General features: G+C 65.3%; 24 protein-coding genes. 13 read left to right on the top strand and 11 right to left on the bottom strand.

What is annotated here, in order from left to right; genetic code table 11:
* Positions 1 to 407 precede the first annotated feature (407 nt).
* Positions 408 to 1,046 carry an HD domain-containing protein gene (locus ACGFK1_RS16180; protein ID WP_393431258.1) on the bottom strand — a complete coding sequence of 213 codons (639 nt, stop codon included), beginning with the start codon at positions 1,044 to 1,046 and terminating at the stop codon, positions 408 to 410.
* Positions 1,047 to 1,339: 293 nt separating this feature from the next.
* On the opposite strand from ACGFK1_RS16180, the gene ACGFK1_RS16185 reads away from it, so the two are divergent.
* Together ACGFK1_RS16185 and ACGFK1_RS16190 are read left to right on the top strand one after the other, a co-directional pair.
* Positions 1,340 to 2,029 carry an alpha/beta hydrolase gene (locus ACGFK1_RS16185; RefSeq protein ID WP_393430798.1) on the top strand — a complete coding sequence of 230 codons (690 nt, stop codon included), beginning with the start codon at positions 1,340 to 1,342 and terminating at the stop codon, positions 2,027 to 2,029.
* 382 nt (positions 2,030 to 2,411) lie between these two features.
* A complete protein-coding gene (locus ACGFK1_RS16190) occupies positions 2,412 to 3,164 on the top strand; it encodes a Crp/Fnr family transcriptional regulator (protein WP_393430801.1) in 753 nt (250 codons plus the stop codon).
* A 49-nt stretch (positions 3,165 to 3,213) separates the two neighbouring features.
* Here the strand turns inward: ACGFK1_RS16190 and ACGFK1_RS16195 are convergent, their stop codons facing one another.
* From ACGFK1_RS16195 to ACGFK1_RS16215, 5 genes are all read right to left on the bottom strand, one after another.
* On the bottom strand, positions 3,214 to 3,726 hold the full coding sequence (locus ACGFK1_RS16195) for a DUF3145 domain-containing protein (RefSeq protein WP_393430804.1): 513 nt from the start codon (positions 3,724 to 3,726) through the stop codon (positions 3,214 to 3,216).
* A 107-nt stretch (positions 3,727 to 3,833) separates the two neighbouring features.
* The gene (locus ACGFK1_RS16200) at positions 3,834 to 4,658 is read right to left on the bottom strand and encodes a serine hydrolase domain-containing protein (RefSeq protein ID WP_393430807.1); all 825 of its coding nucleotides are present in this window, start codon (positions 4,656 to 4,658) and stop codon (positions 3,834 to 3,836) included.
* A 10-nt stretch (positions 4,659 to 4,668) separates the two neighbouring features.
* The gene (locus tag ACGFK1_RS16205; protein WP_393430810.1) at positions 4,669 to 5,616 is read right to left on the bottom strand and encodes a homocysteine S-methyltransferase family protein; all 948 of its coding nucleotides are present in this window, start codon (positions 5,614 to 5,616) and stop codon (positions 4,669 to 4,671) included.
* Positions 5,603 to 6,676 (bottom strand): class I SAM-dependent methyltransferase, encoded by a 1,074-nt coding sequence (locus ACGFK1_RS16210; RefSeq protein WP_393430813.1) that lies wholly within the window; start codon positions 6,674 to 6,676, stop codon positions 5,603 to 5,605. Before ACGFK1_RS16210 ends, ACGFK1_RS16205 begins: the two co-directional genes overlap by 14 nt.
* 128 nt (positions 6,677 to 6,804) lie before the next feature.
* A complete protein-coding gene (locus tag ACGFK1_RS16215) occupies positions 6,805 to 7,572 on the bottom strand; it encodes a dioxygenase (RefSeq protein ID WP_393430816.1) in 768 nt (255 codons plus the stop codon).
* A 37-nt stretch (positions 7,573 to 7,609) separates the two neighbouring features.
* Between ACGFK1_RS16215 and ACGFK1_RS16220 the strand changes: the two genes are divergently transcribed.
* Both ACGFK1_RS16220 and ACGFK1_RS16225 read left to right on the top strand, forming a co-directional pair.
* Positions 7,610 to 8,698: an S-(hydroxymethyl)mycothiol dehydrogenase gene (locus ACGFK1_RS16220; protein ID WP_393430819.1), complete on the top strand. Its 1,089-nt coding sequence runs from the start codon at positions 7,610 to 7,612 to the stop codon at positions 8,696 to 8,698.
* A complete protein-coding gene (locus ACGFK1_RS16225) occupies positions 8,695 to 9,324 on the top strand; it encodes an MBL fold metallo-hydrolase (RefSeq protein ID WP_393430822.1) in 630 nt (209 codons plus the stop codon). Before ACGFK1_RS16220 ends, ACGFK1_RS16225 begins: the two co-directional genes overlap by 4 nt.
* A gap of 11 nt (positions 9,325 to 9,335) precedes the next feature.
* Here ACGFK1_RS16225 and ACGFK1_RS16230 read toward each other — a convergent pair whose 3' ends face one another.
* Together ACGFK1_RS16230 and ACGFK1_RS16235 are read right to left on the bottom strand one after the other, a co-directional pair.
* The gene (locus tag ACGFK1_RS16230) at positions 9,336 to 9,623 is read right to left on the bottom strand and encodes a hypothetical protein (protein ID WP_393430824.1); all 288 of its coding nucleotides are present in this window, start codon (positions 9,621 to 9,623) and stop codon (positions 9,336 to 9,338) included.
* A gap of 132 nt (positions 9,624 to 9,755) precedes the next feature.
* Positions 9,756 to 10,496, bottom strand: coding sequence for an SHOCT domain-containing protein (locus ACGFK1_RS16235; RefSeq protein ID WP_393430827.1), 741 nt, complete (start codon positions 10,494 to 10,496; stop codon positions 9,756 to 9,758).
* A 52-nt stretch (positions 10,497 to 10,548) separates the two neighbouring features.
* Between ACGFK1_RS16235 and ACGFK1_RS16240 the strand changes: the two genes are divergently transcribed.
* Entirely contained in the window at positions 10,549 to 11,637 is a 1,089-nt protein-coding gene (locus ACGFK1_RS16240) for an SAM-dependent methyltransferase (protein ID WP_393430830.1), read from the top strand.
* On the opposite strand, the gene ACGFK1_RS16245 is transcribed toward ACGFK1_RS16240, so the two are convergent.
* Positions 11,634 to 12,596 (bottom strand): GlxA family transcriptional regulator, encoded by a 963-nt coding sequence (locus ACGFK1_RS16245; RefSeq protein WP_393430833.1) that lies wholly within the window; start codon positions 12,594 to 12,596, stop codon positions 11,634 to 11,636. The two genes, ACGFK1_RS16240 and ACGFK1_RS16245, sit on opposite strands and share 4 nt — an antisense overlap.
* 46 nt (positions 12,597 to 12,642) lie before the next feature.
* Positions 12,643 to 14,175: an acetolactate synthase large subunit gene (locus ACGFK1_RS16250; RefSeq protein WP_393430836.1), complete on the bottom strand. Its 1,533-nt coding sequence runs from the start codon at positions 14,173 to 14,175 to the stop codon at positions 12,643 to 12,645.
* 91 nt (positions 14,176 to 14,266) lie between these two features.
* Between ACGFK1_RS16250 and ACGFK1_RS16255 the strand changes: the two genes are divergently transcribed.
* The 8 genes from ACGFK1_RS16255 to ACGFK1_RS16290 all read left to right on the top strand — a co-directional run bounded on the left by ACGFK1_RS16255 (position 14,267) and on the right by ACGFK1_RS16290 (position 22,099).
* The gene (locus ACGFK1_RS16255) at positions 14,267 to 15,709 is read left to right on the top strand and encodes a PLP-dependent aminotransferase family protein (protein WP_393430839.1); all 1,443 of its coding nucleotides are present in this window, start codon (positions 14,267 to 14,269) and stop codon (positions 15,707 to 15,709) included.
* Positions 15,710 to 15,776: 67 nt separating this feature from the next.
* Positions 15,777 to 16,187, top strand: coding sequence for a cupin domain-containing protein (locus ACGFK1_RS16260; protein ID WP_393430842.1), 411 nt, complete (start codon positions 15,777 to 15,779; stop codon positions 16,185 to 16,187).
* Between the two features lie 127 nt (positions 16,188 to 16,314).
* Positions 16,315 to 17,895: an AMP-binding protein gene (locus tag ACGFK1_RS16265; protein WP_393430845.1), complete on the top strand. Its 1,581-nt coding sequence runs from the start codon at positions 16,315 to 16,317 to the stop codon at positions 17,893 to 17,895.
* 37 nt (positions 17,896 to 17,932) lie between these two features.
* On the top strand, positions 17,933 to 19,120 hold the full coding sequence (locus tag ACGFK1_RS16270; protein WP_393431261.1) for a multidrug effflux MFS transporter: 1,188 nt from the start codon (positions 17,933 to 17,935) through the stop codon (positions 19,118 to 19,120).
* A 38-nt stretch (positions 19,121 to 19,158) separates the two neighbouring features.
* Complete coding sequence (locus ACGFK1_RS16275; RefSeq protein WP_393430848.1) at positions 19,159 to 20,397, top strand: glycosyltransferase; 1,239 nt, start codon at positions 19,159 to 19,161, stop codon at positions 20,395 to 20,397.
* Positions 20,394 to 21,092 (top strand): alpha/beta hydrolase, encoded by a 699-nt coding sequence (locus ACGFK1_RS16280; protein ID WP_393430851.1) that lies wholly within the window; start codon positions 20,394 to 20,396, stop codon positions 21,090 to 21,092. Before ACGFK1_RS16275 ends, ACGFK1_RS16280 begins: the two co-directional genes overlap by 4 nt.
* Positions 21,093 to 21,164: 72 nt before the next feature.
* Positions 21,165 to 21,794, top strand: a complete 630-nt coding sequence (locus ACGFK1_RS16285; protein WP_393430854.1) for a DJ-1/PfpI family protein — start codon at positions 21,165 to 21,167, stop codon at positions 21,792 to 21,794.
* Positions 21,782 to 22,099: a hypothetical protein gene (locus ACGFK1_RS16290; RefSeq protein WP_393430857.1), complete on the top strand. Its 318-nt coding sequence runs from the start codon at positions 21,782 to 21,784 to the stop codon at positions 22,097 to 22,099. The genes ACGFK1_RS16285 and ACGFK1_RS16290 overlap by 13 nt, the downstream gene beginning before the upstream one ends.
* Here ACGFK1_RS16290 and ACGFK1_RS16295 read toward each other — a convergent pair.
* A complete protein-coding gene (locus ACGFK1_RS16295; RefSeq protein ID WP_393430860.1) occupies positions 22,062 to 23,801 on the bottom strand; it encodes an acyl-CoA dehydrogenase family protein in 1,740 nt (579 codons plus the stop codon). The two genes, ACGFK1_RS16290 and ACGFK1_RS16295, sit on opposite strands and share 38 nt — an antisense overlap.
* Between the last annotated feature and the right edge of the window lies 1 nt (position 23,802).

Genomic DNA, 23,802 nt, shown 5'->3' on the forward strand with positions numbered 1-23,802 from the left:
TTGCACTTATCACGGCCAGGAAGCCACGCGTCGAGGTTGGCATTGCGGTGCCCTGCGGCGGTTCCGAGCTCGCCGACAGAGCGATCGGTCGCTACTGGCCCCATCTCCACGCCGCCATGCCACCACCGTTGTGACGAGCCGCCAACGCGTTCGCCCTCCCGGATATGGCTTGTCGCAATGTGATCACCGGGACCACCAGTGCCGCGGGGCGTTATCGCCGCAGCCGGCGCGGCCCATATCAATGACGCGGCGGTCAGCACGATCGCAGTCGTGGTGACAATCACGCGATCGGCATTCGGGAATCTATCCCGGCATGAGGCAGCCTGTCGGAGCCGACGCCTCGCTGTGAAGCTACCTACATCGTGCATTGCGATGGTCATTGCGATGTCGCCGATGCCTTTCCGTGGTCAGCTCGGCCAAGGCGCGCCGAGCATGCGCTCGACGGTGGTGATGCGCCGATAGCCGGGGATGAAGTGCTCAACGACGTCGGAGTTGACGGTTCCTTCGGTCGTCTCAGGGCGGTTTTTGAACCCGTCGAAGTAGGCCCGGAGAAAATCGTTCTTGAAATCACCCCGGGGGTGAACGGCGAGGATTTCGTTCACCTCGTCGGCGTTGAGATCGTCAAGGCCCAGACCGAGGACGTCGGTCATCACACCCAAATGGATGGCGGCGATCTCCGGGCCCATTCGCCCCGGAATGCCCGGTGTGGTGTGCAGCGCGATCGCCGTCCACACGGTGTCGGCGGCCGCGGTGGAGAAACCGCGTTCGAGCAAAAACCTGCGGCCGTGATCGGCCCCGTCGACCTCGAAACGCTGTTCGCCATCGGAAAAAGGCCGCACCAGACCGGTGTCGTGGAACATGGCGGCCAGATACAGCAGCTCGGGATTTGGTTCCACGCCGAGCCGTTCAGCGTGAATCTGGGCGAAGAAGAAAACCCGGCGGGAGTGGTGGTAAAGCAGAGGACTCATCGTCTCCTGGACCAAACGAGTGGATTCTGCGACCGCCGCTGTCTCGGGAACCTCAACGCTCGCAATGATTTCTGACATGACTACTCGCTTTCTGCTTGTGGCGGTTGGGCTGTCTGACATCCATGCTGGCGGCCACCATCGGTTCCGCGCCGCCTTTCTCTGGCCAGGAATCACTCAAATGCGGACCGCGGAGGCCCCTGGAAGCTTGATCGCCAAAACTTCCTGCCGACCGACGAAAGACGCGTTGGCGCAAAAGCGTTATCAGGGACTGGAAGCGTACGTCGCTGGGTCGTGGGCCCGCTAGCGGCACAATGGTCAGCACGGGTCATCTCCATTCGGAGGCATTCCGTACTCATTCGAGGAAGTGCATCATGACGGACAAGCTCAACATCGTTCTCGTGCACGGTGCGTTCGCCGACGGTTCGCACTGGCGGCACATAATCCCGGGGCTGTACGAAGCGGGGCATCGAGTGATGGCGGCGCAGAATCCGCTCACGTCGCTGGACGACGACATTGCGAACACCCGAAAACTGGCCGAATGGATGGGAGGTTCCACCCTGCTGGTAGGCCACTCCTACGGCGGGGCGGTGATCACCGGCGCAGGTCGAGCACCCAACGTTGTGGGACTGGTCTACCTCGCTGCCTTCGCCCCTGCCCAGGGCGAAAGCTTGACCAGCATTCTTTCCTGTAGCGACCCCGCGCCCGGCTCAGCAAGTATCAGCGCCGCCTTCGACGAGGAATTCCTGTGGCACCGCCAAGACACGTTTCATGACGCCTTCTGCCAGGACCTCGACAACACGGAGTCGCTGATCATGGCAACAACCCAGAGGCCGCTCGCACGTCGCTGCTTTCGGGATCTCACCCAGGAGCCGGCGTGGAACACCAAACCAAGCTGGTACCAGGTATCGGCCCAAGACCGGATGATCCCACCGCAGACCCAGCGGATGATGGCGCAGCGTATCCACGCCCGCGAAATCATCGAGCTCGACACTAGTCACGCTTCATTCGCCACCAGACCGACCGAGGTAGTCGAGCTAATCCTCAACGCCGCCGCCATCTGATCCGGCACCTATACGGCCACATCGAAACACATTGCTTGGCACCGATACTCGCGCATGCGAATGTCTCGACACCGGCGGCCTGCTGCTCAACGAGACCATGAAGATTGAAAAAGTTCTCATTGGACTACCGCGAAAATAACTACCTAGCAGGGCTTTTGGACTTTCTTGGCATAGTGGAGCCGCTGACGGGTCCGGCTGCCGCCACTGCCGAAGTTCTAGGTAGCCGGAGGCGTGGATGGGCGCCAGCGATGACGCAACTGGGACGTCGGCCCGCAATTGTGGCTGGTGCGACGTCGTAGCCGACGAGCGTGTCACCACCCTTGACCACACGATTCGGAGAACTCGAATGACTGCTGACCCGAAAGCAATCAACATGGATCACATGCCGCGTCGTGAATCCGACGATGTTTGGTATCACCCGCGGCGGGAGCGGGCCGAACCGCATGCCGACCGACGCCTCGTCGACAAGATCCTGGCACGGGCCGGAATTTTCCACAGGCTCGAGCCCAACGCAGTACGCGCGCTGACAACGCAACTGCAGCCCGTCGACTTCCCCTGCGGGCACACGGTGTTCGCGGAAGGAGACCCGGGCGATCGACTGTTCATCATCATCTCGGGCAAGGTCAAGATCAGCCGCCGGTCCCCGAGCGGCCGCGAGAACATGCTCACCATCGAGGGCCCGTCCGACATGTTCGGTGAACTGTCGATCTTCGACCCGGGCCCGCGCACATCGAGCGCCACCACCATCACGGAGATGCGGGCGGTGTCGATGAGCCGCGACGCGCTGCGCGCCTGGATCGCCGACCGACCCGAGATCGCCGAGCAGTGGCTGCGAGTCCTGGCGCGCCGACTGCGCCGCACCAACAACTACCTCGCCGACCTGATCTTCACCGACGCGCCCGGACGGGTCGCCAAGCAACTGCTGCAATTGGGGCAGCGCTTCGGTACGCAGGAAGGCGGCGCGGTACGCGTGACGCATAACCTCACGCAGGAAGAGATCGCGCAGATGGTCGGCGCATCACGCGAGACGGTCAACGAAGCACTCGCCGATTTCGCCCGCCACGGCTGGATTCGCTGGGAGGTCGGGAGCGTCGTGATCTTCGATTGCGGTTGTCTGGCGATGCGGGCGCGCTAGGCGCTGAGCGCCGCATACGGTGCCCGCTTCCGCTCGCTCGCCGAAGGCACTACCCCACTCCGCGGCTCAGCCAGCTGACCTCAGCGGCATCCCCACCATCGCGGTACGGCTCGAGCGCCTCGTCCCATGCGGTGCCGAGCACCGTGTCCAGTTCCGCCGCGAGCACGTCGGCACCCGAAGCCATCAGCGTGCGCAACCGCATCTCGCCGACCATCACGTCGCCGTTGGCGCTCATCGCGCCACTCCACAATCCGAGCTGCGGGGTGTGGCACCAGCGGTGCCCGTCGACACCGGCGCTCGGGTCTTCTGTCACCTCAAACCGCAGCACCGACCACGAACGCAATGCGTTGGCCAACTGCGCGCCGGTGCCGACCGGCCCGATCCAGTTGGTCACCGCGCGCAGCTGTCCCGGCATGGCCGGTTGCGGCGTCCACTTCAGATTCGCCCTTGCCTGAAGGGTCGACGAAAGCGCCCACTCGACATGCGGGCATACCGCCGCGGGTGAGGCATGGATGTACACCACACCCGTCGCCGCGTCGGCGAATTGGTTCGCTGCACGCATCAGCTGCTCCTTCGGTTCCACGAGGGACGTCTTCCCCAACGACCTGACGGATCCGAATTACAGCTGTGTCATGCGTGTCTATTGTGCCTTGTGAGGCGTCTGTTGCGCTAGTCTGCGCGGAATTCTCTCAGGACTTCGTCAGAGATTGCTGGCCAGAGCGGGTACGTCCAGTCCCCGAATTCGCGGTCTGTCAGCACCACAAGCGCCAGATCCGCATCAGGATCAACCCACAAAAACGTTCCTGACTGGCCGAAATGCCCGTACGTTCTGCTCGAGTTCGACGATCCGGTCCAATGCGGCGACTTGCCGTCCCTGATCTCGAAGCCCAGTCCCCAGTCGTTGGGCCGTTGTGACCCGAACCCCGGCAGCACCCCGGCCAACCCCGGGAACTGCACCTCGGTGGCCGCCGCGTGCATCTGCGGAGACACCGTTTTGGGCCGTAGCAGATCGGCAGCGAACGCCGCCAGGTCGGCAACCGTGGACGTGACCCCGTACCCCGCCGCCTGCGCGCCGCCGTCCAGCACGGAGGACGCCATGTCGAGCGGTTCGAACACCGCCTCCGTGAGGTAGACGGCGAAATCGATGCCCGACGCCTGCGCGATCGTCTCGGCGAGCACTTGAAACCCGTAGTTCGAGTAGACCCGGCGCTGGCCCGGCTTGGCGATCAGTTCCGCGGAGTTCATCGCGTAGCCCGTCGCATGCGCGAGAAGGTGGCGGACCGTGGACCCCGGCGGCCCGGCATCGTCGTCGAGGTCGACCACACCCTCTTCGACCGCGATCTGCGCCGCGCGGGCCACCAGCAGTTTGGTCACCGAAGCCAGCGCGAAGCGCCGTCCGGTGTCGCCGTGTTCGGCCGCGACCCCGGCCGGGGTGATGACCGCAGCAGCGGCGGCGTTGACCGGCCAGTCGGCTAAGGCGTCGAGCGCAGACACCCGCAGCAGCCTAGTTGGCGCGCCAGGCGGACACGATCTCTGCCACGTGCCGCGCGTCGGTGCCGCAGCAGCCGCCGAGGACGGTCACGCCCGGCAGCCGCTCACGCAGGGCGGCGTGCCGTGCGCCGAGGTCAAGAGGGTCACCCTCGTCGAGTGCGGTCGCCTCGTCGAGTTCGGCATGGCTTCTCGCCGATGCGTTCGCCCTCAGTCCCACCAGCCGTTGCCGCCATGCGCCGTCGGCTGCCAGCGCGTGGGCGAAGTGGCTCGGATGCGCGCAGTTGACCATGAAATACGCGGCGCCAGAGTCGGTTTCGGCATCAACTCGCTCGATCGCCTCGTTCAACGGCTGCCCGCTCGGCAGCCGACCGTCGGTCTCGACGGTGAACGAGATGACCGCGGGAATGTTGGCGGCAGAGGCGGCGCGCACGATGCCGATCGCCTCATCGGCGTTGGTGATCGTCATCGCGGTGACTTGGTCGGCGGTGGTGTCCGCGAACGTCCCGATCTGGGCGGCGTGATAACGCTCGGCCATCTCCGGTGTCATCGCCGTGCCGGGGTCGTATCCGTCGCCACGCGGCCCGACGCACCCGCTCACCACCGCCGTGACGCCGTCGGCCGTCGCGGCTGCCCGCACCTCTTCGCCGAGGGCAACCGCGGCGCGGTTCACGGCGTCCAACTCCTCCACCGAATGGTCAAGCAGCGCGGCCCAGTCGGGATTGGCGCGCCACGTTGGTGTTTCGATGATGAAGCCCGCACCGTGCTCCCGCGCGATCGCGAGATACCCGTCGTAGTAGCGGCGCAGGAGGTCTCGAGTTCGTGGTTCGTCCAGCAACGGGAAGGCCGCGAAGTGCGGCAGGTCGACGCCGTGATGGAAGATCAGGTCGGTCTCGAGCCCGCCGTCGGTGACGAACAGCCCGCCGCCACCGAGTTGCGGCAGCATCGCGTCACTTCCGCGCAACGTAGTAATAGTTGATCGGGTCGGTGTCGATCTCGTTGACCGCAACGTCGCCGAACCCGGCGTCGGAAAGCATCGACGTGGCGAGTTGGCGGCCCCAGCAGGTGCCCAATCCGGCACCGTCGAGGCCGAGCGACACGCTCATGCAGTGCATCGTCGAGACGGTGTACATATACGCCCGGAGCGGAACCCCGATGTTGTCCTCCAGCCGACTCGACGCCTTGATGTCGACCATCAGCAGCACCCCGCCCGGCCGCAACGCGCGGTGGATGTTGGCAAGCACCTTGGCGGGCTCGGCTTGATCGTGGATCGCGTCGAAAACGGTTATCACGTCGTAAGCTTCGGTAGCGTCGAGTTTCGCGACATCCGCTTGCAGGAAGGACGCGTTGGCCAACCCTTGCGCCTTGGCCTCCGCGGCAGCGTTGGCGATCCCCTCCTCGGAGAAGTCGATGCCGGTGAAACGGCTGGCTGGAAATGCCTTCGCCATCACGTTGATGGCGTGGCCGCTACCGCAGCCGATGTCGGCCACATCGACGCCCTCGCGAAGCCGCTCGGGCAGTCCGTCGGCCATCGGCAGGATGACATCGACGAGCGCCGCGTCGAACACCTCACCACTCTGTTCGGCCATCACCTTGTGGAACCGCGGATACTCGCTGTACGACAGCCCACCGCCGCCGTGGAAACAGTCGATGACCTTCTGCTCGACCTCGCCGAGCATCGAGATGAACTGCGCGACCCGCGACAGGTTGTCCGGACCCGCCGCGCGGGTCAACACCGCCGCACGATGACGCGGAAGGGAGTAGGTCTGCGCCACGGGGTCGTAATCGACCACATGGCAGGTGGCCACACCGCCAAGCCACTCGCGCACATAGCGTTCGTTGAGCCCGGCGGCATCGGCGATCTGCGCGCTGGTCGCGGGCGGCAGTTCCCCGAGGGTGTCGAACAGTTTGGTCTGGTGTCCGATCGACAGCAGGATCGCAAGGCTGGCGCTGTCGATCGCCCCGACCATGCGTCCGGCGAATTCCTCGGTGGTTTCGTTGAGGTTCTCGTTCACAGTCGTCATGGCAGAAACGCTAGGCGCTTTGGGCAGCCCGCGGTATCGGCGAAAATGAGTAGATTGCGGGTCGCGGTGTGATCAAAACCGTGCAGAACCTTGCTACAGCAAGTTTTTGGCACGCGCCCACGCCACCGTCAACAAAGTTCAATGGACCGTTTCGCCAAGCCCATCCAATAACCGTCGATGACCTGTTTCGGCGCCTGCCCCGGGTCGCTTGACGCCCCAAGTGCGACGAACAACGGCGAGAAGTGCTCGATGGTCGGATGCGCATACGGCATGCCGGGCGCGCGATGCCGGAAGTCGATCAGTGCATCGACGTCGCCGTCGGCGAAGCGCTCTCGAGCCCACGCGTCGAATTCGGTCGACCAGTCCGGCGGGACGGCGCCGGGCGACGTGTCGTCCAGAAACGGCAGGCCGTGCGTGGTGAAGCCGGAGCCGATGATCAGCACGCCTTCGTCGCGCAGCGGTCGCAGGCGTTCGCCGAGGCGCAACAGCCGCTCGGGGTCAAGGGTGGGCATGGAGATCTGCAGCACAGGGATCGTCGCGTCGGGGTACATCACCGTCAACGGCACGTACGCGCCGTGGTCGAGCCTGCGGTTGGGGTCGTGTGCGACGGGTTCGCCGTCAGGTATCAGCGCCTCGACACGCGCGGCGAGTTCGGGTGCGCCGGGCGCGTCGTAGGTGACTTGGTAGTAACGCTCGGGGAAGCCCCAGAAGTCATACGTCAACGGGGTCTCGGTGGTGGTCGAGCCGATGGTGAGCGGCGCCGCCTCCCAGTGGGCCGAGACGACGAGGACCGCGGTCGGCGTCGGTAGCTTCGTCGCCCACTGTTTCAGCTGTGAGACCCACAACTGGTCGTCGACGAGTGGGGGCGCGCCATGGGACAGATATAGGACCGTCACCCTCTCAGCCTTGCACTGTTGGGATTAGGTTGTACGCATGACTCAGACGGTACGCGGGGTGATCTCACGTAAGAAGGGCGATCCGGTCGAGTTGGTGGATGTGGTGATCCCCGACCCCGGTCCACGCGATGTGGTGGTCGACATCCTGGCCTGCGGGGTGTGCCATACCGACCTGACGTATCGCGAGGGCGGCATCAACGACGAGTTTCCGTTCCTTCTCGGGCACGAGGCGGCGGGCACCGTTGAGTCGGTCGGCGAAGGGGTGACCCATGTCGAGCCGGGCGATTTCGTCATCCTGAACTGGCGCGCGGTGTGCGGCCAATGTCGAGCCTGCAGGCGGGGCAGGCCGTGGTACTGCTTCAACACCTTCAACGCCAGCCGACCGATGACGCTGACCGACGGCACCGAACTGACTGCCGCCCTTGGCATCGGCGCGTTCGCCGACAAGACGCTCGTGCACGAGTTGCAATGCACCAAGGTCGACCCCGAAGCCGATCCGGCGGTCGCGGGCCTGCTGGGTTGCGGGGTGATGGCCGGGCTCGGCGCGGCGGTCAACACCGGCGCGGTCAGCCGCGACGACACGGTGGCGGTGATCGGCTGCGGCGGCGTGGGTGACGCGGCGATCGCGGGCGCAGCGCTGGTAGGCGCCAAGCGGATCATCGCGGTGGACACCGACAACACCAAGCTGGACTGGGCCCGCGACTTCGGTGCCACGCACACCATCAACGCCCGCGAGCTCGACCCGGTCGACACGATCCAGGACCTCACCGACGGCTACGGCGCCGATGTGGTGATCGACGCGGTCGGCAGGCCGGAGACCTGGAAGCAGGCGTTCTACGCCCGTGATCTCGCGGGAACCGTTGTGCTGGTAGGTGTTCCGACGCCCGACATGACGCTGCAGATGCCGCTGATCGACTTCTTCTCCCGCGGCGGTTCGCTGAAGTCGTCGTGGTACGGCGACTGCCTGCCCGAGCGTGACTTCCCCACCTTGATCTCGCTGTACCTGCAGGGCAGATTGCCGCTGGAGAGGTTCGTCTCCGAGCGCATCGGCATCGACGGTGTCGAGGACGCGTTTCACAAGATGCATGCGGGCGAGGTGCTGCGCAGCGTGGTGGTGATGAAATGAACGGCGGACCCATCGGACGCGTGGTCACCCACGGCACGTTCGAACTCGACGGCGGCAGTTGGGAAGTCGACAACAACATCTGGCTCGTCGGCGACGACGACGAGGTGGTCGTGTTCGACGCCGCCCACGACGCGGGCCCGATCGTTGGGGCTGTCGGCGGCAGGCACGTGGTCGCGGTGGTGTGCACGCACGGCCACAACGACCACGTGACCGTCGCGCCCGAACTGGGCGAGGCGCTCGACGCTCCGGTGCTGCTGCACCCCGCCGACGACGTGCTGTGGCGAATGACGCATCCGGACAAGAACTTTCGGACCGTCGCCGACGGCGACACGCTGCGGGTCGCAGGCCACGAATTGCGCGCGATCCACACTCCAGGGCATTCGCCGGGGTCGGTCTGCTGGCATGCACCCGAACTGAACGCGGTGTTCTCCGGCGACACCCTGTTCCAGGGCGGCCCCGGTGCGACGGGCCGGTCCTACTCGGATTTCCCGACCATCCTGTCGTCGATTTCGGAGCGACTCGGCAAGCTACCCGGCGACACCGTTGTCTATACCGGCCATGGCGACTCGACCACCATCGGCGACGAGATCGTGCACTACGACGAATGGGTGGCCCGCGGCCACTGAGGCAGAACGCGTCAGCACTGGAGATTCATGATCGCCGAACTGACCACATCCAAGGCGGCGGTTGTCGAGATGCCGAGGTCATTGGTCACCATGATGACGGCTTGCGGCGACGGAACGCCCTGCTTCGCTACCGAACAGACCCGCTGACCTTCGTTGAGCAACTGCTCGGCACTGAGCGTCGGATAGAAGTCCCGCAAGTTCAAGTATTCGTCCACGCCCGCCGAGGCGGATGCGGCAGTCCCGACCGCGAAGGCCGCCAGCGCTGTCGCCGCAGTCATGATCGTCGAAGCGCAAGCCATGGTGACCACCTTCATGAGGTGAGTTCTCGGTGAGGCCGATGGTACTGCTGGCAACCTGTCGGCACAGCGGAATCAACACTGAACCAGCACTTCGGGTGCGGTGAACGGCTATCTGGCGAACGGCCGCGGCGGTCAGGAGTCGAGGATGCGGCGCTTCTCGGTTTCGAACTCGTCCTGGGTCAACGCCCCGGAGTCGCGCAGGGCGGCAAGCTGTCTGAGCTGCTCGAGGCGCACGCCCCGGTCACTGGGCGCATAACTCGACGCTGTGCCAGGCCCGCTGGCAGGCGCCGGCTCGTCGAGGCGGATCGACTCCTCCTGAATCAGCGGCCGCGCCTTTTTCGCCGAGCGGGTCGACCACAACAGCGCAGCGACGAGTTCGACGATGCCAAGCGCAAGCAGCCCGCCGAACACCCACGACAGCCAGCCGTAGGACGTGCCGTGGCCGAAGGCAAGCCGCGGGCTGATGTAACCATTGACATTGCCGTCGGTGACGACGTCGTAAATACCTTGTTGAGGGATCTGTATCAGCCACACCTGGACGTGCGTGTCGCTGTTGACCGTGGTTGTGCCACCGACACTTTCGATTACCTGCGGCTTCTCGACACCCTGAGGTGGATTGATCGAGAACTTCAGGTCGGGTATCGGGAATCCGCTCGACGGGCTGCCGGCGACCTTGGTGTGGAAGCTGACGGTCACCTCACCGGAAGGCAACTGCAGGCTGCTCGATCCAGGGATCGGCACCTCGCCGTACGCGTCGTAGTCGTCGAGGACGAACGCGTTGAGGATCAACGTGGCGATCAGGCCGACTGCACCGATGACCAACGTGAGAACGGCGGAAAAGATCGCTAGCCGCGGCCCCGTCCGGTTTGCCATCCGCGAAGTCTGTCACGGCCCGCTTCGGGCCGCCACGAGCTACCGTTTGAAGGTGCCCGAATCCAGCATCGTCGTGCGGCCCGAGCCGATGGACAGCGGTTCGTATACCGCCAGCTCTCGGCTGCAGGCGGCCGGATTGCCGGGGGCGATAAAGCTTTTCGAGGAGGCCGCCAGCACCGTCCCGCTGCCGAAGGCCCCGCAACCGATTGTCATCGCCGACTACGGGGCGTCGACCGCCCACAACTCGCTGCTGCCGATCTGCGCGGCAATCACGGTGCTGCGCAGGCGGACCCGGCCTGAGCATTCCATCCTGGTGGTGCACACCGACGTGGCCGACAACGATTTCACCGTCATGTTCGACACGCTGGAAACCGACCCCGACTCGTACCTGAAGAAGGACGCGGCGACGTTCGCCTCGGCGATCGGGCGGTCGTTCTACACCCAGATATTGCCGTCGAACAGCGTGAACCTGGGCTGGTCGTCGTGGGCGGTCCAATGGCTTGCTCGCGTGCCCACTCCGGTGCCCGACCACTTGCAGGTGGCGTACAGCCGCGACGAGGGCGTCAAGGCGGCCCATGCCAAACAGGCCGCGTTCGACTGGCACGAGTTCGTTGCGTTCCGGGGGCGTGAGATGAGCCCCGGCGGCCGGGTGGTGGTGCTGACGACGGCCGTTGGCGACGACGGCGAGTTCGGGCACGGACCGTTGCTCCGTGCGGTGCTCGCCGAACTGACCGATCTGATGGCGCGGCAGTTCGTGAGCGACGACGAGGTGTACCGCATGTGCATTCCGATCGTCTCGCGCCGCGCCGGTGATTTCCTGTCGCCGTTCGCGCCGAAGGGCCGCTTCGAACGTGTCGAGGTCGAGCACCTCGAGGTGTTCAACGCAGAGGACCGGTTCTGGACGCAGTACCGAGTCGACCACGACGCCACCGCTTTCGGCGCCAAATGGGCCGCGTTCGCGAGGGCATCGGTGTTCCCGACCATCGCCTCCGGGCTCGAGGGCGGCAGCACCGACCCGCGACGCGCGGATTTCATGGACCGGTTACAGGCAGGTGTCGCCGCGAGGATGGCGGCGGAGCCGGAAGAGATGCAGATTCCGCTGGCTCAAATCGTGCTGCGGAAGCGGCCGAAGGCACACTAGCCCGCCATTCGGTCCCGAAATGTGTTGCGGTAGCTCAGCGGCGCCACCCCGGTGAGCCTGCGGAACTGCTCACGAAAGTTGGCGGGCGAGGTGAAGCCCACGTCGCGGCCGATCCTTTCGATACCGTACGCGGTGCTCTCCAGCAGCTGCTGCGCATGCCTGATGCGGACCCCGGTGACCCACTGCATCGGCGTCTGGCCTGTCTCGGCCTGGAATCGGCGGTTCAGCGTGCGGATGCTCATCGCGGCCCGATCGGCGATGTCGCGCAGTGACAGCTCGCGGTGCGCCTCCTGCTCGATCCACGCCAGCACGTCATCGAGCTCGGTGCGCTTGGCGATGTGCTTGGCGGGAGCGGTGTTTCGCAGGATGAATTGCGACTGCCCGCCGCTGCGGTGCAACGGCGCGACGGCAAGGCGCGCGGCGTCGGCGGCCACCGCGGCCCCATAATCACCGGCGATCATGTGCAGGCACAGGTCCAGGCCCGCTGATGCCCCCGCCGACGTCAACACCTGGCCTTCGTCGACGTAGAGGACGTCGGGATCGAGCTCGACCGCGGGAAACATGCTGCGGAACGCCTCGGCAGCCACCCAGTGGGTGGTGGCTCGTCTGCCGTCGAGCAGCCCAACTTCGGCGAGCGTGAACGCGCCCGTACAGATCGACGCGATCCGGGTGCCGTTCGCATGGGCGGTCTTGACCGCGAGCAGTACCTCGTCGGGCGTTGCGACGGTGACGTCGTTGCGGCCGGGGACGACGATCGTGTCGGCATCGGCCGCGGCGTCGAGGCCGTAATCGGTGGCGATCCGCATCGGCCCGGCGCTGACAATGGGCTCGGCGCCGCATACCAGCACCTGGTAACCCGGCTTGCCTGACGGCAGCAGAGCGCGGCCGAACGTTTCGACGGCGGTGCTCAAGTCGAAGGCGATCGTGTCCGGCAGGGCCAGGACGGCGATGGTGTGCACGACCGGACAATATCAGCCGTGTTGGCAATATATTGGCGGTCGGGTGCTAAATGGTCAGCACCGCGTCGATCAGGTGAGGCCCGGGTTCGGCGAGCGCGGTGCGGAAGTGCTCGGCGAGTTCCTCGGCTGTGGTGGCGCGCTTCGCCGATACCCCGAACCCCTCGGCGATGGCGACGAAGTCGAGGTCCGGTTTGGACAGGTCCAACAACGAACGTGCCTTCGGGCCGCCCGCCGACGCCCCGACCCGCATCAACTCGATCTGCAGGATCGCGTATGCGCGGTTATCGAGAATGACCACGGTGATGTCGAGTTGTTCGCGCGCCATGGTCCACAGCGCCGAAATCGTATACAGCGCACTCCCATCGGACTGCAGCGCAATGACCGGGCGATGCGGGGCGGCGATGGCTGCTCCGACCGCCACCGGCAAGCCCTGGCCGATCGCCCCGCCGGTCAGTGTGAGCACGTCGTGGAGCGGCGCAGCGGCGGTGGCATCCGGTAGCAGCAGGCCGCTGGTGTTGGCCTCGTCGGAGATGATCGCGTTCTCGGGCAGCAGCGCCCCGACCACCGCAGCCCAGTTGTCGGATCGCAGCGGTCCGCTCGGCAGTTCGGGCGGGTTGGGCGCGGGATCGCAGACTTCCCTGGCGCCGAGACGCTCAGCGACATCACCCAGCCTCCCCGCCGGAAGTTCATGCACCGTGGCTCCGGTTGGTACGAGATCGCCGGTGATGTTCGGGTATGCGAAGAACGCCACCGGCGAACGCGCACCGACCAAGATCAAATGTGTTGTGCCGTCGAGCTGTTGCCGCGCCAGTTCGGCGAAGTAGCCGAGCCGCGGGATGTTCGGCACGCCGCGGCCACGGGTCAGTCGGGCCGGAAACGTCTCGATCAGAAGCCGCGCACCGGTGGCGGCTGCAATGGCCGCGGCCGCGCGCAACTCGGATGCGCCGGTGGCCGCCCCGCCGAGCAGTAGGACCGCTTGTCCGCCGGAAGTCGTCAGCAATTCGGCGATCGCGGAGGCGTCGACATCCGTCGCCTGGCTGTCACCGATGGGCTGCGCCGATCGCGTCGCGGCTTTGAGATCCGCCTCGCTCCACGACAAATCGGCAGGGAGGATGAGCGTGGCAATACGGCCGAGCGCCGCCGCGGCGATCGCTGCGTCGACAGCTGCCGCCAGTTCGGCCGATGACGCGGGCCGGTGCACGGTGCTGGTCAGCCAGTGGCCCAGCGCGTCGATGTCGGATTGCAATGGCGCATCGAGCTTTTGGTGGTCGGTGGCGTGGTCGCCCACGATGTTGACGACGGGGCTGTGAGCGCGCCGGGCGTTGTGCAGGTTGGCCAACCCGTTCGCCATCCCAGGGCCCAGGTGCAGCAGGGTGGCCGCGGGTTTACCCGCCATGCGTGCATAGCCGTCCGCCGCGCCCGTCGCCACCCCCTCGAACAGACACAGCACGGCGCGCATACCGGGCGCGGAATCAAGCGCCGCCACGAAATGCATCTCCGATGTGCCGGGGTTGGCGAAACACACCTCGACTCCCCCGGCGGTAAGTCGCTCGACAACGATCTCCGCGCCCGTGGTCATCCACCCATCCTGTCGAGCGGTCGAGAACGGATGCAATACGGCGGCCCCGGTCCGGCGTTTTGTCAGTGTTGCCTTCAGGAGGGATGGCGGGATGGACGTGAGCGCCGACGTGGAGCGCGTCACGGAATGGCGCATGCCCGCCGCGGGCCTGGACCTGCACTTGGAGCGCGTGGGCCGCAGGGTCCGAGACAGTGTGACCGACGCCATTCGTGACGCCATCCGGTCGGGACGCCTGGCGCCCGGCGCCCGGCTGCCCTCGAGCCGTTCGCTGGCCACCGACCTCGGTGTGGCGAGAAACACCGTGGCGCGCGCATACGCCGACCTCGTCACCGAGGGATGGTTGACGTCCCAGCACGGCTCGAGGACGTTGGTTTCGCAGCGGGCCGCTGATGTCGCCCGGTCCGTCGCCAACCCGCCAAGGCAAGGTGGGACCCGTCGTCTCGACCACGATCTGCGACCGGGCAGACCGGACGTGTCGTCTTTTCCCCGCTCAGAGTGGAGTCGGGCGGTGAAGCGGGCATTGGACACGGCCCCCTCGGACGCGTTCGGCTACGCCGATCCGTACGGCAGGCCCGAGTTACGTCACGCCCTCGCCCAGTACCTCGCTCGAGCGCGCGGGGTGCGGGCGCGACCGTGCACCATCATCGTGTGCTCCGGCGCCGCGGAGGGATTGAGCCTCATCGCAGGCGCGCTGGCAGAGCAACGGGTTTCCTCGGTGGCCGTCGAAGAATTCGGTCTGCCCACGCAATGGGCCTCGCTCAATCGAGCCGAAATCGATTGCCCGCCATTGCGGGTCGATTCCGGCGGCGCTGATGTGACGGCTCTCGGCGACATGGCGGAGACGGGCGGCGTGCTGCTCACCGCGGCGCACCAATTTCCACTGGGCGTCACCCTGAGTCGCGAGCGCCGGGCAGCGGTCATCGAGTGGGCGAGACGGACCGACGCGGTGATCATCGAAGACGACTACGACGGGGAATTCCGTTACGCAGGAGAACCGGTCGGTGCACTACAAGGGGCCGATCCGGACCATGTCATCTACATGGGCACGGTGAGTAAGTCGCTGGCGCCGGGACTTCGGCTCGGCTGGCTGGTGGTGCCTGAACGACTCGTCGAAACGGTCGCCCGGCAAAAGGGCGAAATGGCGGAGACCTCTGGCTTCGTCGACCAATTGACGATGGCCGAGTTCATCATGTCCGGCTCCTACGACAGACATCTGCGCACCATGCGCGCCCAGTACCGCCGTCGCCGTGAACAACTCGTCGCGGCCGTCGCCAAGTCTTCACCGAACAGCACCGTGACCGGAGACCCTGCCGGCCTACACGTCATGCTCGCACTCGCCGGTGGCGGCGAGAGTGAGTTGAGCCGTCAGCTTGCGTGGCGGCGGCTCGGCGTGGAGGGCCTTGATCGGTTTCGCCATCCCGACACGCACAGCGAGCGTGACGGATTGGTGGTCGGGTACGCGTCTCCTGCCCTGAGTGCATGGTCGTCGGCGCTTGATGCCTTGACCGGACTGCTGCCCGAGGGACCTCGATGAACTGGCCCCTTCGCTGGCCTCGCAAGTGGCCCACTATCGGTGCGATACCGCCCCTAGCGTTGACGACATGTTGATCTTAGGAAACATGAAGAAGACGGATCTGCTCTGTGTGACCCCGCCAACAATCCCGGAGGGCTCGCACACCATGACGCAGCTGGTCGAGCTCCCTCCCGCCGACGCCGGAGTGCCGCCACACCGACACTCAGGGCCGGTGTTCGGGTACATGCTCGAGGGCAGGATGCTGTTCGAGCTCGAAGGCGAGGAACCGAGGGAAATTGTTGCAGGCGAGGCGTTTTGGGAACCGGGCGGCGACGTGGTGCATTATCAGATGAAAAATCTCGACGCCACTGGCTGGACCCGTTTCGTCGCGGTCTGCATATGCGCGCCAGGGGTGGACATGATCACCGTGCTGAAGCCGGAGGAAGTGGTGGCTCGCGATTCACTGCGCCACCCCAGTGCTCGCCAGCACGCGGGCTGAGACCACGCGAGCAATCGGACCGAAAGAACACCGAGACAAGGCAACCCTGAAATTGGTTTTCGATGTAACGCTCCGCCCTTCCGCGAGCCGCGCGCAACGGTTCCGTGATTTGGGAGTCTGGCGGGATGTGGGTCAACTAAGTGATCTCCGTCGGTGGCGAGACCAGAGGCCGCACGCGATAGCCATTCATGCATACCGTGCCAGTGGTGAGGCGGAGCTGATCACTTACGCCGAATTGGCCAGGCGTGTAACGCGTTTCGCCGGCGCGCTGTATGAGCTGGGTGTGCGACCGGGGCGAGTGATCGCGTATCAGCTGCCTAACTGCTGGCAAGCACACGTGTTGCTGATTGCCGCAGCGCGATTGCAGGCGGTCGTGGCGCCGATCATGACCACCATCCGACCGCGTGAGCTGCAGCGGGTACTGCACCGCGTCGGAGCGTCGGTATTTGTGACCACGGCCGAGTGCGCGGGCTTCCGCCACGGCGCCGCGTTGAAAGACATGGCGTCGACACTGCCCGAACTACGACACCGCGTGGTGATCGGTGAACCGACCGAAGGTGACCTCGACTTCCGATCGTTCGTCGAGCAGACGCCATGGGAGCAGGGACATCCGGTGGCGTTGGACGACGCGGTGGAAGACCCGGACCGCGTCGCCACAATACTGTTCACCTCTGGCACGTCCGGTGAGCCGAAGGGCGCTTTGCATACGGAGAACACGTTGTATGCCTCCGCACGCAGCCTCACCGAGGTACACGACTTCGGTCCCGACGACGTTCGGTTCACACCTCACGCATTGATGCACACGGTCGGACAGGACACCGCCAGATCGGCATTGATGGCCGGCGCGTCCGTCGTTCTGCTGGACGAGTGGTCCGGCCAGCGCGGCTTACAGGTCCTTGCCGACAGCGGAACCACCGGGATGGTCGCCGCGCCGAGTTTCGTCTATGACATGCTTGCGGCGGCCAGGCGGAAACCCACCCCTCTGCCCACCCTGCGCACGGTGCGCTGCGTCGGCACCACCATCCCAAAACCACTCATCACCGCAGTGCCCGCGACTTTCGGGGCGCGTCTGCTCAGCGGGTGGGGAACGACTGAGATCGGCACCGGGACGGTGACGCGCGTCGACGATCCGCCGAACTGGGCCGCGTTCAGTGACGGCCGGCCGGTCACGGGCGTGGAGGTCGAGCTTCGCTCCCCCGCAGGCGCTTCGCACGAACAGCCCGGTCGAGTGTTCGTCCGCGGTGGCACGGTCTGCCTGGCCACGGTGTGCCGCGACACGGGTGCGCTGACAGTCACCGCCGAACACGACGACGGCTGGTACGACACCGGCGATCTCGCCGTACCCGACGGCTGCGGCGGAATCCGGCTGATGGGCCGCGTCGCCGACCGGATCGGCGGAGTGCTCATGATCCCCGCCCGCGACGTGGAATCCGAGCTACTGAGGAACCCGCGCATCCAGGATGTGGCGCTGGTCGGGTACCGAAACCGTGACGGCGGCGAATCGCCGTGCGCCGTAATGGTTCCCGCCACCACGCCGCCGATCGGCCTGGACGAAGTGCGCCACTACCTCACGGTGCAGGGGATGACCGAGTGGTATCTGCCGACGCGTCTGGAGTACGTGGAAGCGCTGCCGCGAAACGGTAACGGGAAGGTCCGCAAGGAGCTTCTGCGGCGCTGGCTGGTGGGCCATGCCTCGTTGTGCGAATGACGACTCGACCCGACAAGGCGCTCGGCCGTCGTCACGAATTTCACCGGCACTCATCGCCGTGCTGGCGGCGCTCAACGCGGTAGCGCCGTTTTCGATCGACATGTATTTGTCAGCTTTCCCTGCGATGGCCCGCGATTTCCACGCGTCGACGTCGTCGATCCAACTGACGATGACGGCGTTTCTAATCGGCTTGGCCGGCGGGCAACTCGTCGTCGGGCAGCTTTCCGACCGGTATGGCCGGCGGCCCCCGCTCATCGCCGGGACCACGACGTGCCTGGTGGCCAGCGCGCTGTGCGTCGCCGCTCCCGCCATCGAGGTCCTCATCGGCCTGCGGTTCGTCCAAGGCTTCGCCGGTGGGGCGGGCGTTGCGATCGCTCGTGCCGTCGTCGCTGACCGCGTCACGGGCCGATCCGCGGTGCAGTCGTTCTCGACGATGACCATCACCGCCGTGCTGGCACCGATCGCGGCGCCCGTGCTTGGCGGTGCCGTCGTCACCACCCTCGGCTGGCGTGCGGTGTTCGTCGTGCTCGCCGTGATGAACCTATCGACCCTCGTGGGCGTCGTACTGTTCGTGGACGAATCACTGTCCGACGACCGACGGCGCCAGGGCGGCCTGAAAGCATTAGCCGTCAACATCTTCGACGTTTTGCACAACCGCCACTATCTCGGTTACGTATTTACCTCTGCCTTCGTAGCGGCGGCCATGTTCGGCTACGTATCGGCCTCGCCCTTCGTGTTACAGGACATCGTCGGGTTGTCTGCCCAGGCATATTCGTACACGTTCGCATCGTTCTCCGCTGCGCTCGCCCTCGGCAGTATCGCGGCGCGCTGCACCATCAATGTTGTCGCACCCCGGCTGGTCATGGTCTACGGAGTCGTGGCGCTGGTCGTCATCACCGCCCTGCTGTTGTCCACGGTCACGGTCGGCGGTGTGCGCCCGTGGCCGACGATCACGCTGATGGGTTGCTTCATGGCATTCGTCGGCTTCCTGTATGGCCACGCGGCCATGCTGGCGACGACCGAGGTCCGCCACGCCGCAGGAACCGGATCCGCGATCTTCGGTTTCGCGCAATACACCGCGGGCGCACTCGTCTCGCCGCTGGTCGGCGTTGCCGGACGCAACAGCGCAGTACCGATGGGCGTCGTGATGTTCGCCGCATCGTCAGCGGCGGCGACCGCGCTGTTCACCCTTACCCGTGGACGTGGCGGCCAACAAGGCTCTTGACCCGACATCTACCTCTCGAACAGAAGGAAATCTGTGATATGGCACGAATTCTCGCGTACCAAACGCCTGCGATGGGGCACTTCTTTCCGATCAGCGTGCTGCTGAAAGAATTACACAGCCGCGGGCATGACATCGCGCTGCGTACCCTCGCCGCCGGCGTAAACGCCGGTCGCGAAATGGGTTTCGATACTCAGGCCGTCGATCCGCGCATCGAGATCATGCCACTTGACGACGCGGGCTCGGCGAGTCCGCAGGAGGCGCTCGCACGAGTGCGAGAAACGTTCGCCCGGCGGGCCGAGTACGAGATCGTCGATCTGACCGAGGCAATCCACGAATTCCGCCCGGAAATACTGATCGTCGACCCGAATTGCTGGGGCGCGTCAGCGGTGGCCGAAGCCAGTGGGTTGCCATGGCTGTCGTTCTGGGCCTTCTTGCCGTACTTGCGGTCGCGTGGGCTGCCGCCGTGGGGCCCTGGGCTGCGGCCGTGGCCGGGTCCGGTCGGCCGGCTCCGAGACGCGTTGGCGCGCCGCAAGTTCGATGGGCTCGACTCGTGGACCCCGTCGCACAACATCATCCGCGCCAAGCTGGGTCTGCCACCGATCAAGTCAGCCGACGACTACGCGCGCCGAGCACCGCTGCTTCTTGTGGCCACCGCGCAACCGTTCGAGTACCCGCACCCTGATTGGGATGACTCCGTCCAGTTCATCGGCTCGTGTTCCTATGATCCGGCGCCCTCGACGGTGCCGGACTGGCTGGCGCAGATCGACCGGCCGATCGTGCTGGTTTCGACGTCGTCAGAGGACCAGGGCGACTGCGAACTGGCCCGCGTCGCGCTGCAGGCAATGGCGGAGGAACCCGTCCACGTGGTCGCCACCTTTCCGGCGGGCGTGCCCGCAGACATCACGGCACCGGCCAACGCCACCGTATGCGAGTTCGTGCCACACAGTCTGGTGCTCGACCACGCGGCATGCGCTGTGACGCACGGCGGAATGGGTGTCACCCAGAAATCTTTGGCCAGAGGCGTACCCGTATGCGTGGTGCCCTACGGACGCGATCAGCTCGAAGTTGCCCGTCGCGTGGAAGTGGCGAAATGCGGCACCCGACTGCTGCCCAAGCACCTCAGCGCGTCGCGGATGCGTGCCAGAATCCTCCAAGCAATGGCGATGACCGATGGCGCGCGCCGCGTCGCGGCGGGGTACGCCGCTACCGGCGGTGTGGCCCGTGGCGCTGACCTGATCGAACAACAGCTGCTGATGTCGATACAGGGGGCGTCGTGACGCGTCCCGCATTACTCCTGGTGCCCGGCGCCTGGAACAAGCCCGGGCACTTCAACCCCCTCGTCGACGCGCTGCAGGATTTCGACGTACACACTGTGACTTTGACCAGCAGCGGCGATGACCCGACCACCCTTGGCGACATGTATGCCGACGCCGCGGTGGTAGCGCAAGCCGTTGCCGCGATTGACGGGCCAGTGGTTGTCATCGCGCATTCCTATGGCGGCGTGCCTGCGACCCAGGCACTGTCGAATGCCGGCAACGTGCAGCGCATCATCTATCTCGCCGCGTCCCAGCTCGACGTTGGCGAGTCGCAGCTGTCGCCCGCCGGGGGCCGTTTGATGCCGTGGACCAGGCTGCACTACCTCGACGGAGTCGGTGGCTACGTCGAGGTGGCGACACCGATGACGGTGTTTTACAACGACGTCGAGGTCGTGACCGCCAGAGATGCCGCCGAGCAACTCGGTTACCAGCGCTACGCGGCGATGGAGCAGGAACTGACAGAAGCCGCGTGGAAGACGGTTCCCAGCACATACATCATCTGCGAAGAAGACAATGCGATTCCTGTCGCTGCTCAGGAGGTGATGGCCAAACGCGCCGACGAAGTGCTGCGAATTCGGGCATCACATTCGCCTTTCCTGTCCCAGCCCGCGGCGCTCGCACGGCTTATCCGGGGTGTTTGTTCACAACCGAGCTGACTGGCAACATCTCGGCGGGCGCTGGCCGCCAGACCACTGTTGTGTAGTCGCATGCGACCCGACGATGAGCAGGTGCATGCACAGATTGTGTTGTTCGACGGGTTCGACCCGCTCGATGCCATCGCACCGTTCGAGGTGCTCGCCGCGGGCAGCGAGGCTGTCGGCGGTGATCTGGAGGTGGAACTGGTTTCCGCCGAGGGGCCGCGAGCCGTCATCAGCGGCACTCGCGGTTTGGTGCTGAACGCGACGGCCCGACTCGATCCGGCCAAGCCGGGTTATGTGATCGTGCCTGGCGCCAGTGGTCCCACCGATGGTGATCCGGATGAGATCGACACCATCCCAGTGCTATTGGCGCGGTTTGGCGAGACGGCCGCAGTGCCGTTGATTCGCGAGGCGATGGCCGATCCTGACGTCATAGTCGCGACGGTCTGCGGTGGGTCGCTCGCACTGGCGATGGCAGGGCTGCTCGAGGGCAGGCACGCCGTCACCCATCACCTCGGCATGGATGTGTTGGACGCGACGGGTGTCAACGTCGTCAATGCGAGGGTGGTCGACGACGGCGATCTGGTGACAGCGGGCGCGGTGACGTCGGGTCTGGACCTCGCACTGCATCTGCTCGAGCGAAGTTACGGCCCCCGGGTGGCGCTGACCGTCGAATCGTTGTTCGGCTACGAGCGGAGGGGGACGGTGTGGACCAGCTGACCGGCGACTGGGACGTCACGATCAAGACGCCGATCGGCTCACTGGCCGTCGTCTACTGCTTCGCTGCCGATGGAAGCGGAACCGCGACCGGCAAGGGTGAGACCGTGCCGGTGCGGGACATTGTCGTTGAGGGACAACGGGTTACCTGGAGGCAATCGGTGACGAAGCCGATACTGCGGGACTTGGCCTTCGATGTTGTCATCGACGGTGACCGAATGAGTGGCCACTCGAAGGCAGGGCGGTTGCCGAGGTCGGCGGCGACCGGTGTCAGGGCCGCATCTCGTAGGCGCCGTCGTACGCCTTGACCCGTTGCCACACCCGGTCGAAGCGGTCGGCATCAGACACCGGCTTGCGAATCGCCGCCAGCGCCCAATCCTGCTGGGCCTGAGTCGAACTCGGCTTGCCGTGCAACGCAACGGCATAGCCACTGAAGTCGCGGATCTGGAAATCGAAGATCTGATCGACGATGTCGTCGTCAATACCCGTCAGCGACGCCTGCTCCAGGATGAGTTGCCCGTAGACGATCAACGAGAACAGGTGCCCGACGTTCAGCATGAAGTCGAGGTCCTTCTGCTGCGCGGCGTCGGGCGCCGCGGTCGCGAGCAGCGCCGCAAATGCTTGCGACTGTTCGTAGAATCGCTCGACGTTCGGAATGTGTTCGTGCGCTTGGTAGACCGACTTCCAGTCGGCGAATCGCACCTTCGCCGCGCCGCGCGTCGGCCCCTGGTTCCAAAAGAACGTATCGTCGGCCGGGTCGTTGCGAGTGGGGATCTGGAGGTAATCCGCGGGATTAAACATGTAGTTGGGCATGAACTTCAGCACCAGGCCGACATTCACGTGCACGGTGCCTTCCAGTCTGGGCAGCGTGCCGATCAACTGTGACACCTCACGGAACATCGTGTTCTTCTCGTACCCCTTGGCGGCGATCACATCGTGCAGGGCCCGCACCACCGTCTCGCCCTCCATCGTGACCTTGGCCTTCGTCATCGGATTGAACAGCAGGTAACGCCGGTCCTCGAGGCTCGCGCTTCGGAAGTAGTCGACCGAGCGCTGGCTGAACAATTTCATCGCCACCAGACGTGCGTACGCATCGGCGAAATTGGCTCGCACATGGGAGAAGTCGGTGACCGGGTTGCCGTACAGGATGCGATTCTGCGCGTGTGTGATCGCCTCGTAGAAGGCATGTTCAGTCATGCCGATCGTGCACGTGCACAGATTGAACTTGCCAACGTTGACAGTATTCAGTGCTGCCGCAAACGCTTCGACGCCGGTGTGCAGCATGTCCTCTTCGCGCACCGCATAGTTCTCCAGCCGGAACGTGCTGACATAGATCTGCATGTGCACGACGTTGTCGAGCAGATGGTAGTTCTCATGCCGGCTGTCCACAGCGAAGAAGACATACGCGTCCTGGCCGTCGATATCGTCTCGGCGGCCGAACACTGAGACCATGCTGGCGACGTTGCCGTTGCCGATGTAGTACTTCTCCCCCGTCGCGCGGTAGGCGATGCCGTTGGCGCGGTCCTCCTCGCTGGCCGGGGTCAGCACCATATCGGTGTTGTAGACGTCGGCGCCGTGCGCGCGCTCCGACAACCCGAAGGCCATCACCTCGCCCGCATCGAGGTCGTCGGCCGCGCGCAGCTTGGCGGCCTTGTTCTCGCTTTGCCAGATCGGCCCGAGACCGAGGATGGTCACCTGCTCCGTGTACCAATACGTCAAGCCGTAGAAGCCGAGAATCTCGGACAGCGCGGCGTTGCGCGCGGCGTCCCAGCGCTTGTTCGGATCACCGTTTGCAAACTCCGACGGGGTCAGAAACGTCGCGAACAGCTTCTCCCGCTTGACGAAGTCGATGAATTCCGCGGGCCACTGCGCGGTTAGGTCGTCATCGAGGATGCGCTTTTTACCCTGTCCCTCGAACCAGTCGATGGTCGCGCGCAGCAACCGACGCGTCTCTTCGTCGAACTGCTGCGGGTCGTAGGTGTTCGGGTCGAAGAGCAAGCCGTCGGTCATG

The sequence above is a fragment of the Mycobacterium sp. NPDC048908 genome (assembly GCF_043197955.1).
GTDB lineage: Bacteria > Actinomycetota > Actinomycetes > Mycobacteriales > Mycobacteriaceae > Mycobacterium.

Coding starts and splice junctions, on each gene's coding strand:
- ACGFK1_RS16180 (WP_393431258.1), bottom strand. CDS start 1,046: ATGTCAGAAATCATTGCGAGCGTTGAGGTTCCCGAGACAGCGGCGGTC.
- ACGFK1_RS16185 (WP_393430798.1), top strand. CDS start 1,340: ATGACGGACAAGCTCAACATCGTTCTCGTGCACGGTGCGTTCGCCGAC.
- ACGFK1_RS16190 (WP_393430801.1), top strand. CDS start 2,412: ATGCCGCGTCGTGAATCCGACGATGTTTGGTATCACCCGCGGCGGGAG.
- ACGFK1_RS16195 (WP_393430804.1), bottom strand. CDS start 3,726: ATGCGTGCAGCGAACCAATTCGCCGACGCGGCGACGGGTGTGGTGTAC.
- ACGFK1_RS16210 (WP_393430813.1), bottom strand. CDS start 6,676: ATGACGACTGTGAACGAGAACCTCAACGAAACCACCGAGGAATTCGCC.
- ACGFK1_RS16220 (WP_393430819.1), top strand. CDS start 7,610: ATGACTCAGACGGTACGCGGGGTGATCTCACGTAAGAAGGGCGATCCG.
- ACGFK1_RS16225 (WP_393430822.1), top strand. CDS start 8,695: ATGAACGGCGGACCCATCGGACGCGTGGTCACCCACGGCACGTTCGAA.
- ACGFK1_RS16230 (WP_393430824.1), bottom strand. CDS start 9,623: ATGGCTTGCGCTTCGACGATCATGACTGCGGCGACAGCGCTGGCGGCC.
- ACGFK1_RS16235 (WP_393430827.1), bottom strand. CDS start 10,496: ATGGCAAACCGGACGGGGCCGCGGCTAGCGATCTTTTCCGCCGTTCTC.
- ACGFK1_RS16250 (WP_393430836.1), bottom strand. CDS start 14,175: ATGACCACGGGCGCGGAGATCGTTGTCGAGCGACTTACCGCCGGGGGA.
- ACGFK1_RS16255 (WP_393430839.1), top strand. CDS start 14,267: ATGGACGTGAGCGCCGACGTGGAGCGCGTCACGGAATGGCGCATGCCC.
- ACGFK1_RS16260 (WP_393430842.1), top strand. CDS start 15,777: ATGTTGATCTTAGGAAACATGAAGAAGACGGATCTGCTCTGTGTGACC.
- ACGFK1_RS16275 (WP_393430848.1), top strand. CDS start 19,159: ATGGCACGAATTCTCGCGTACCAAACGCCTGCGATGGGGCACTTCTTT.
- ACGFK1_RS16295 (WP_393430860.1), bottom strand. CDS start 23,801: ATGACCGACGGCTTGCTCTTCGACCCGAACACCTACGACCCGCAGCAG.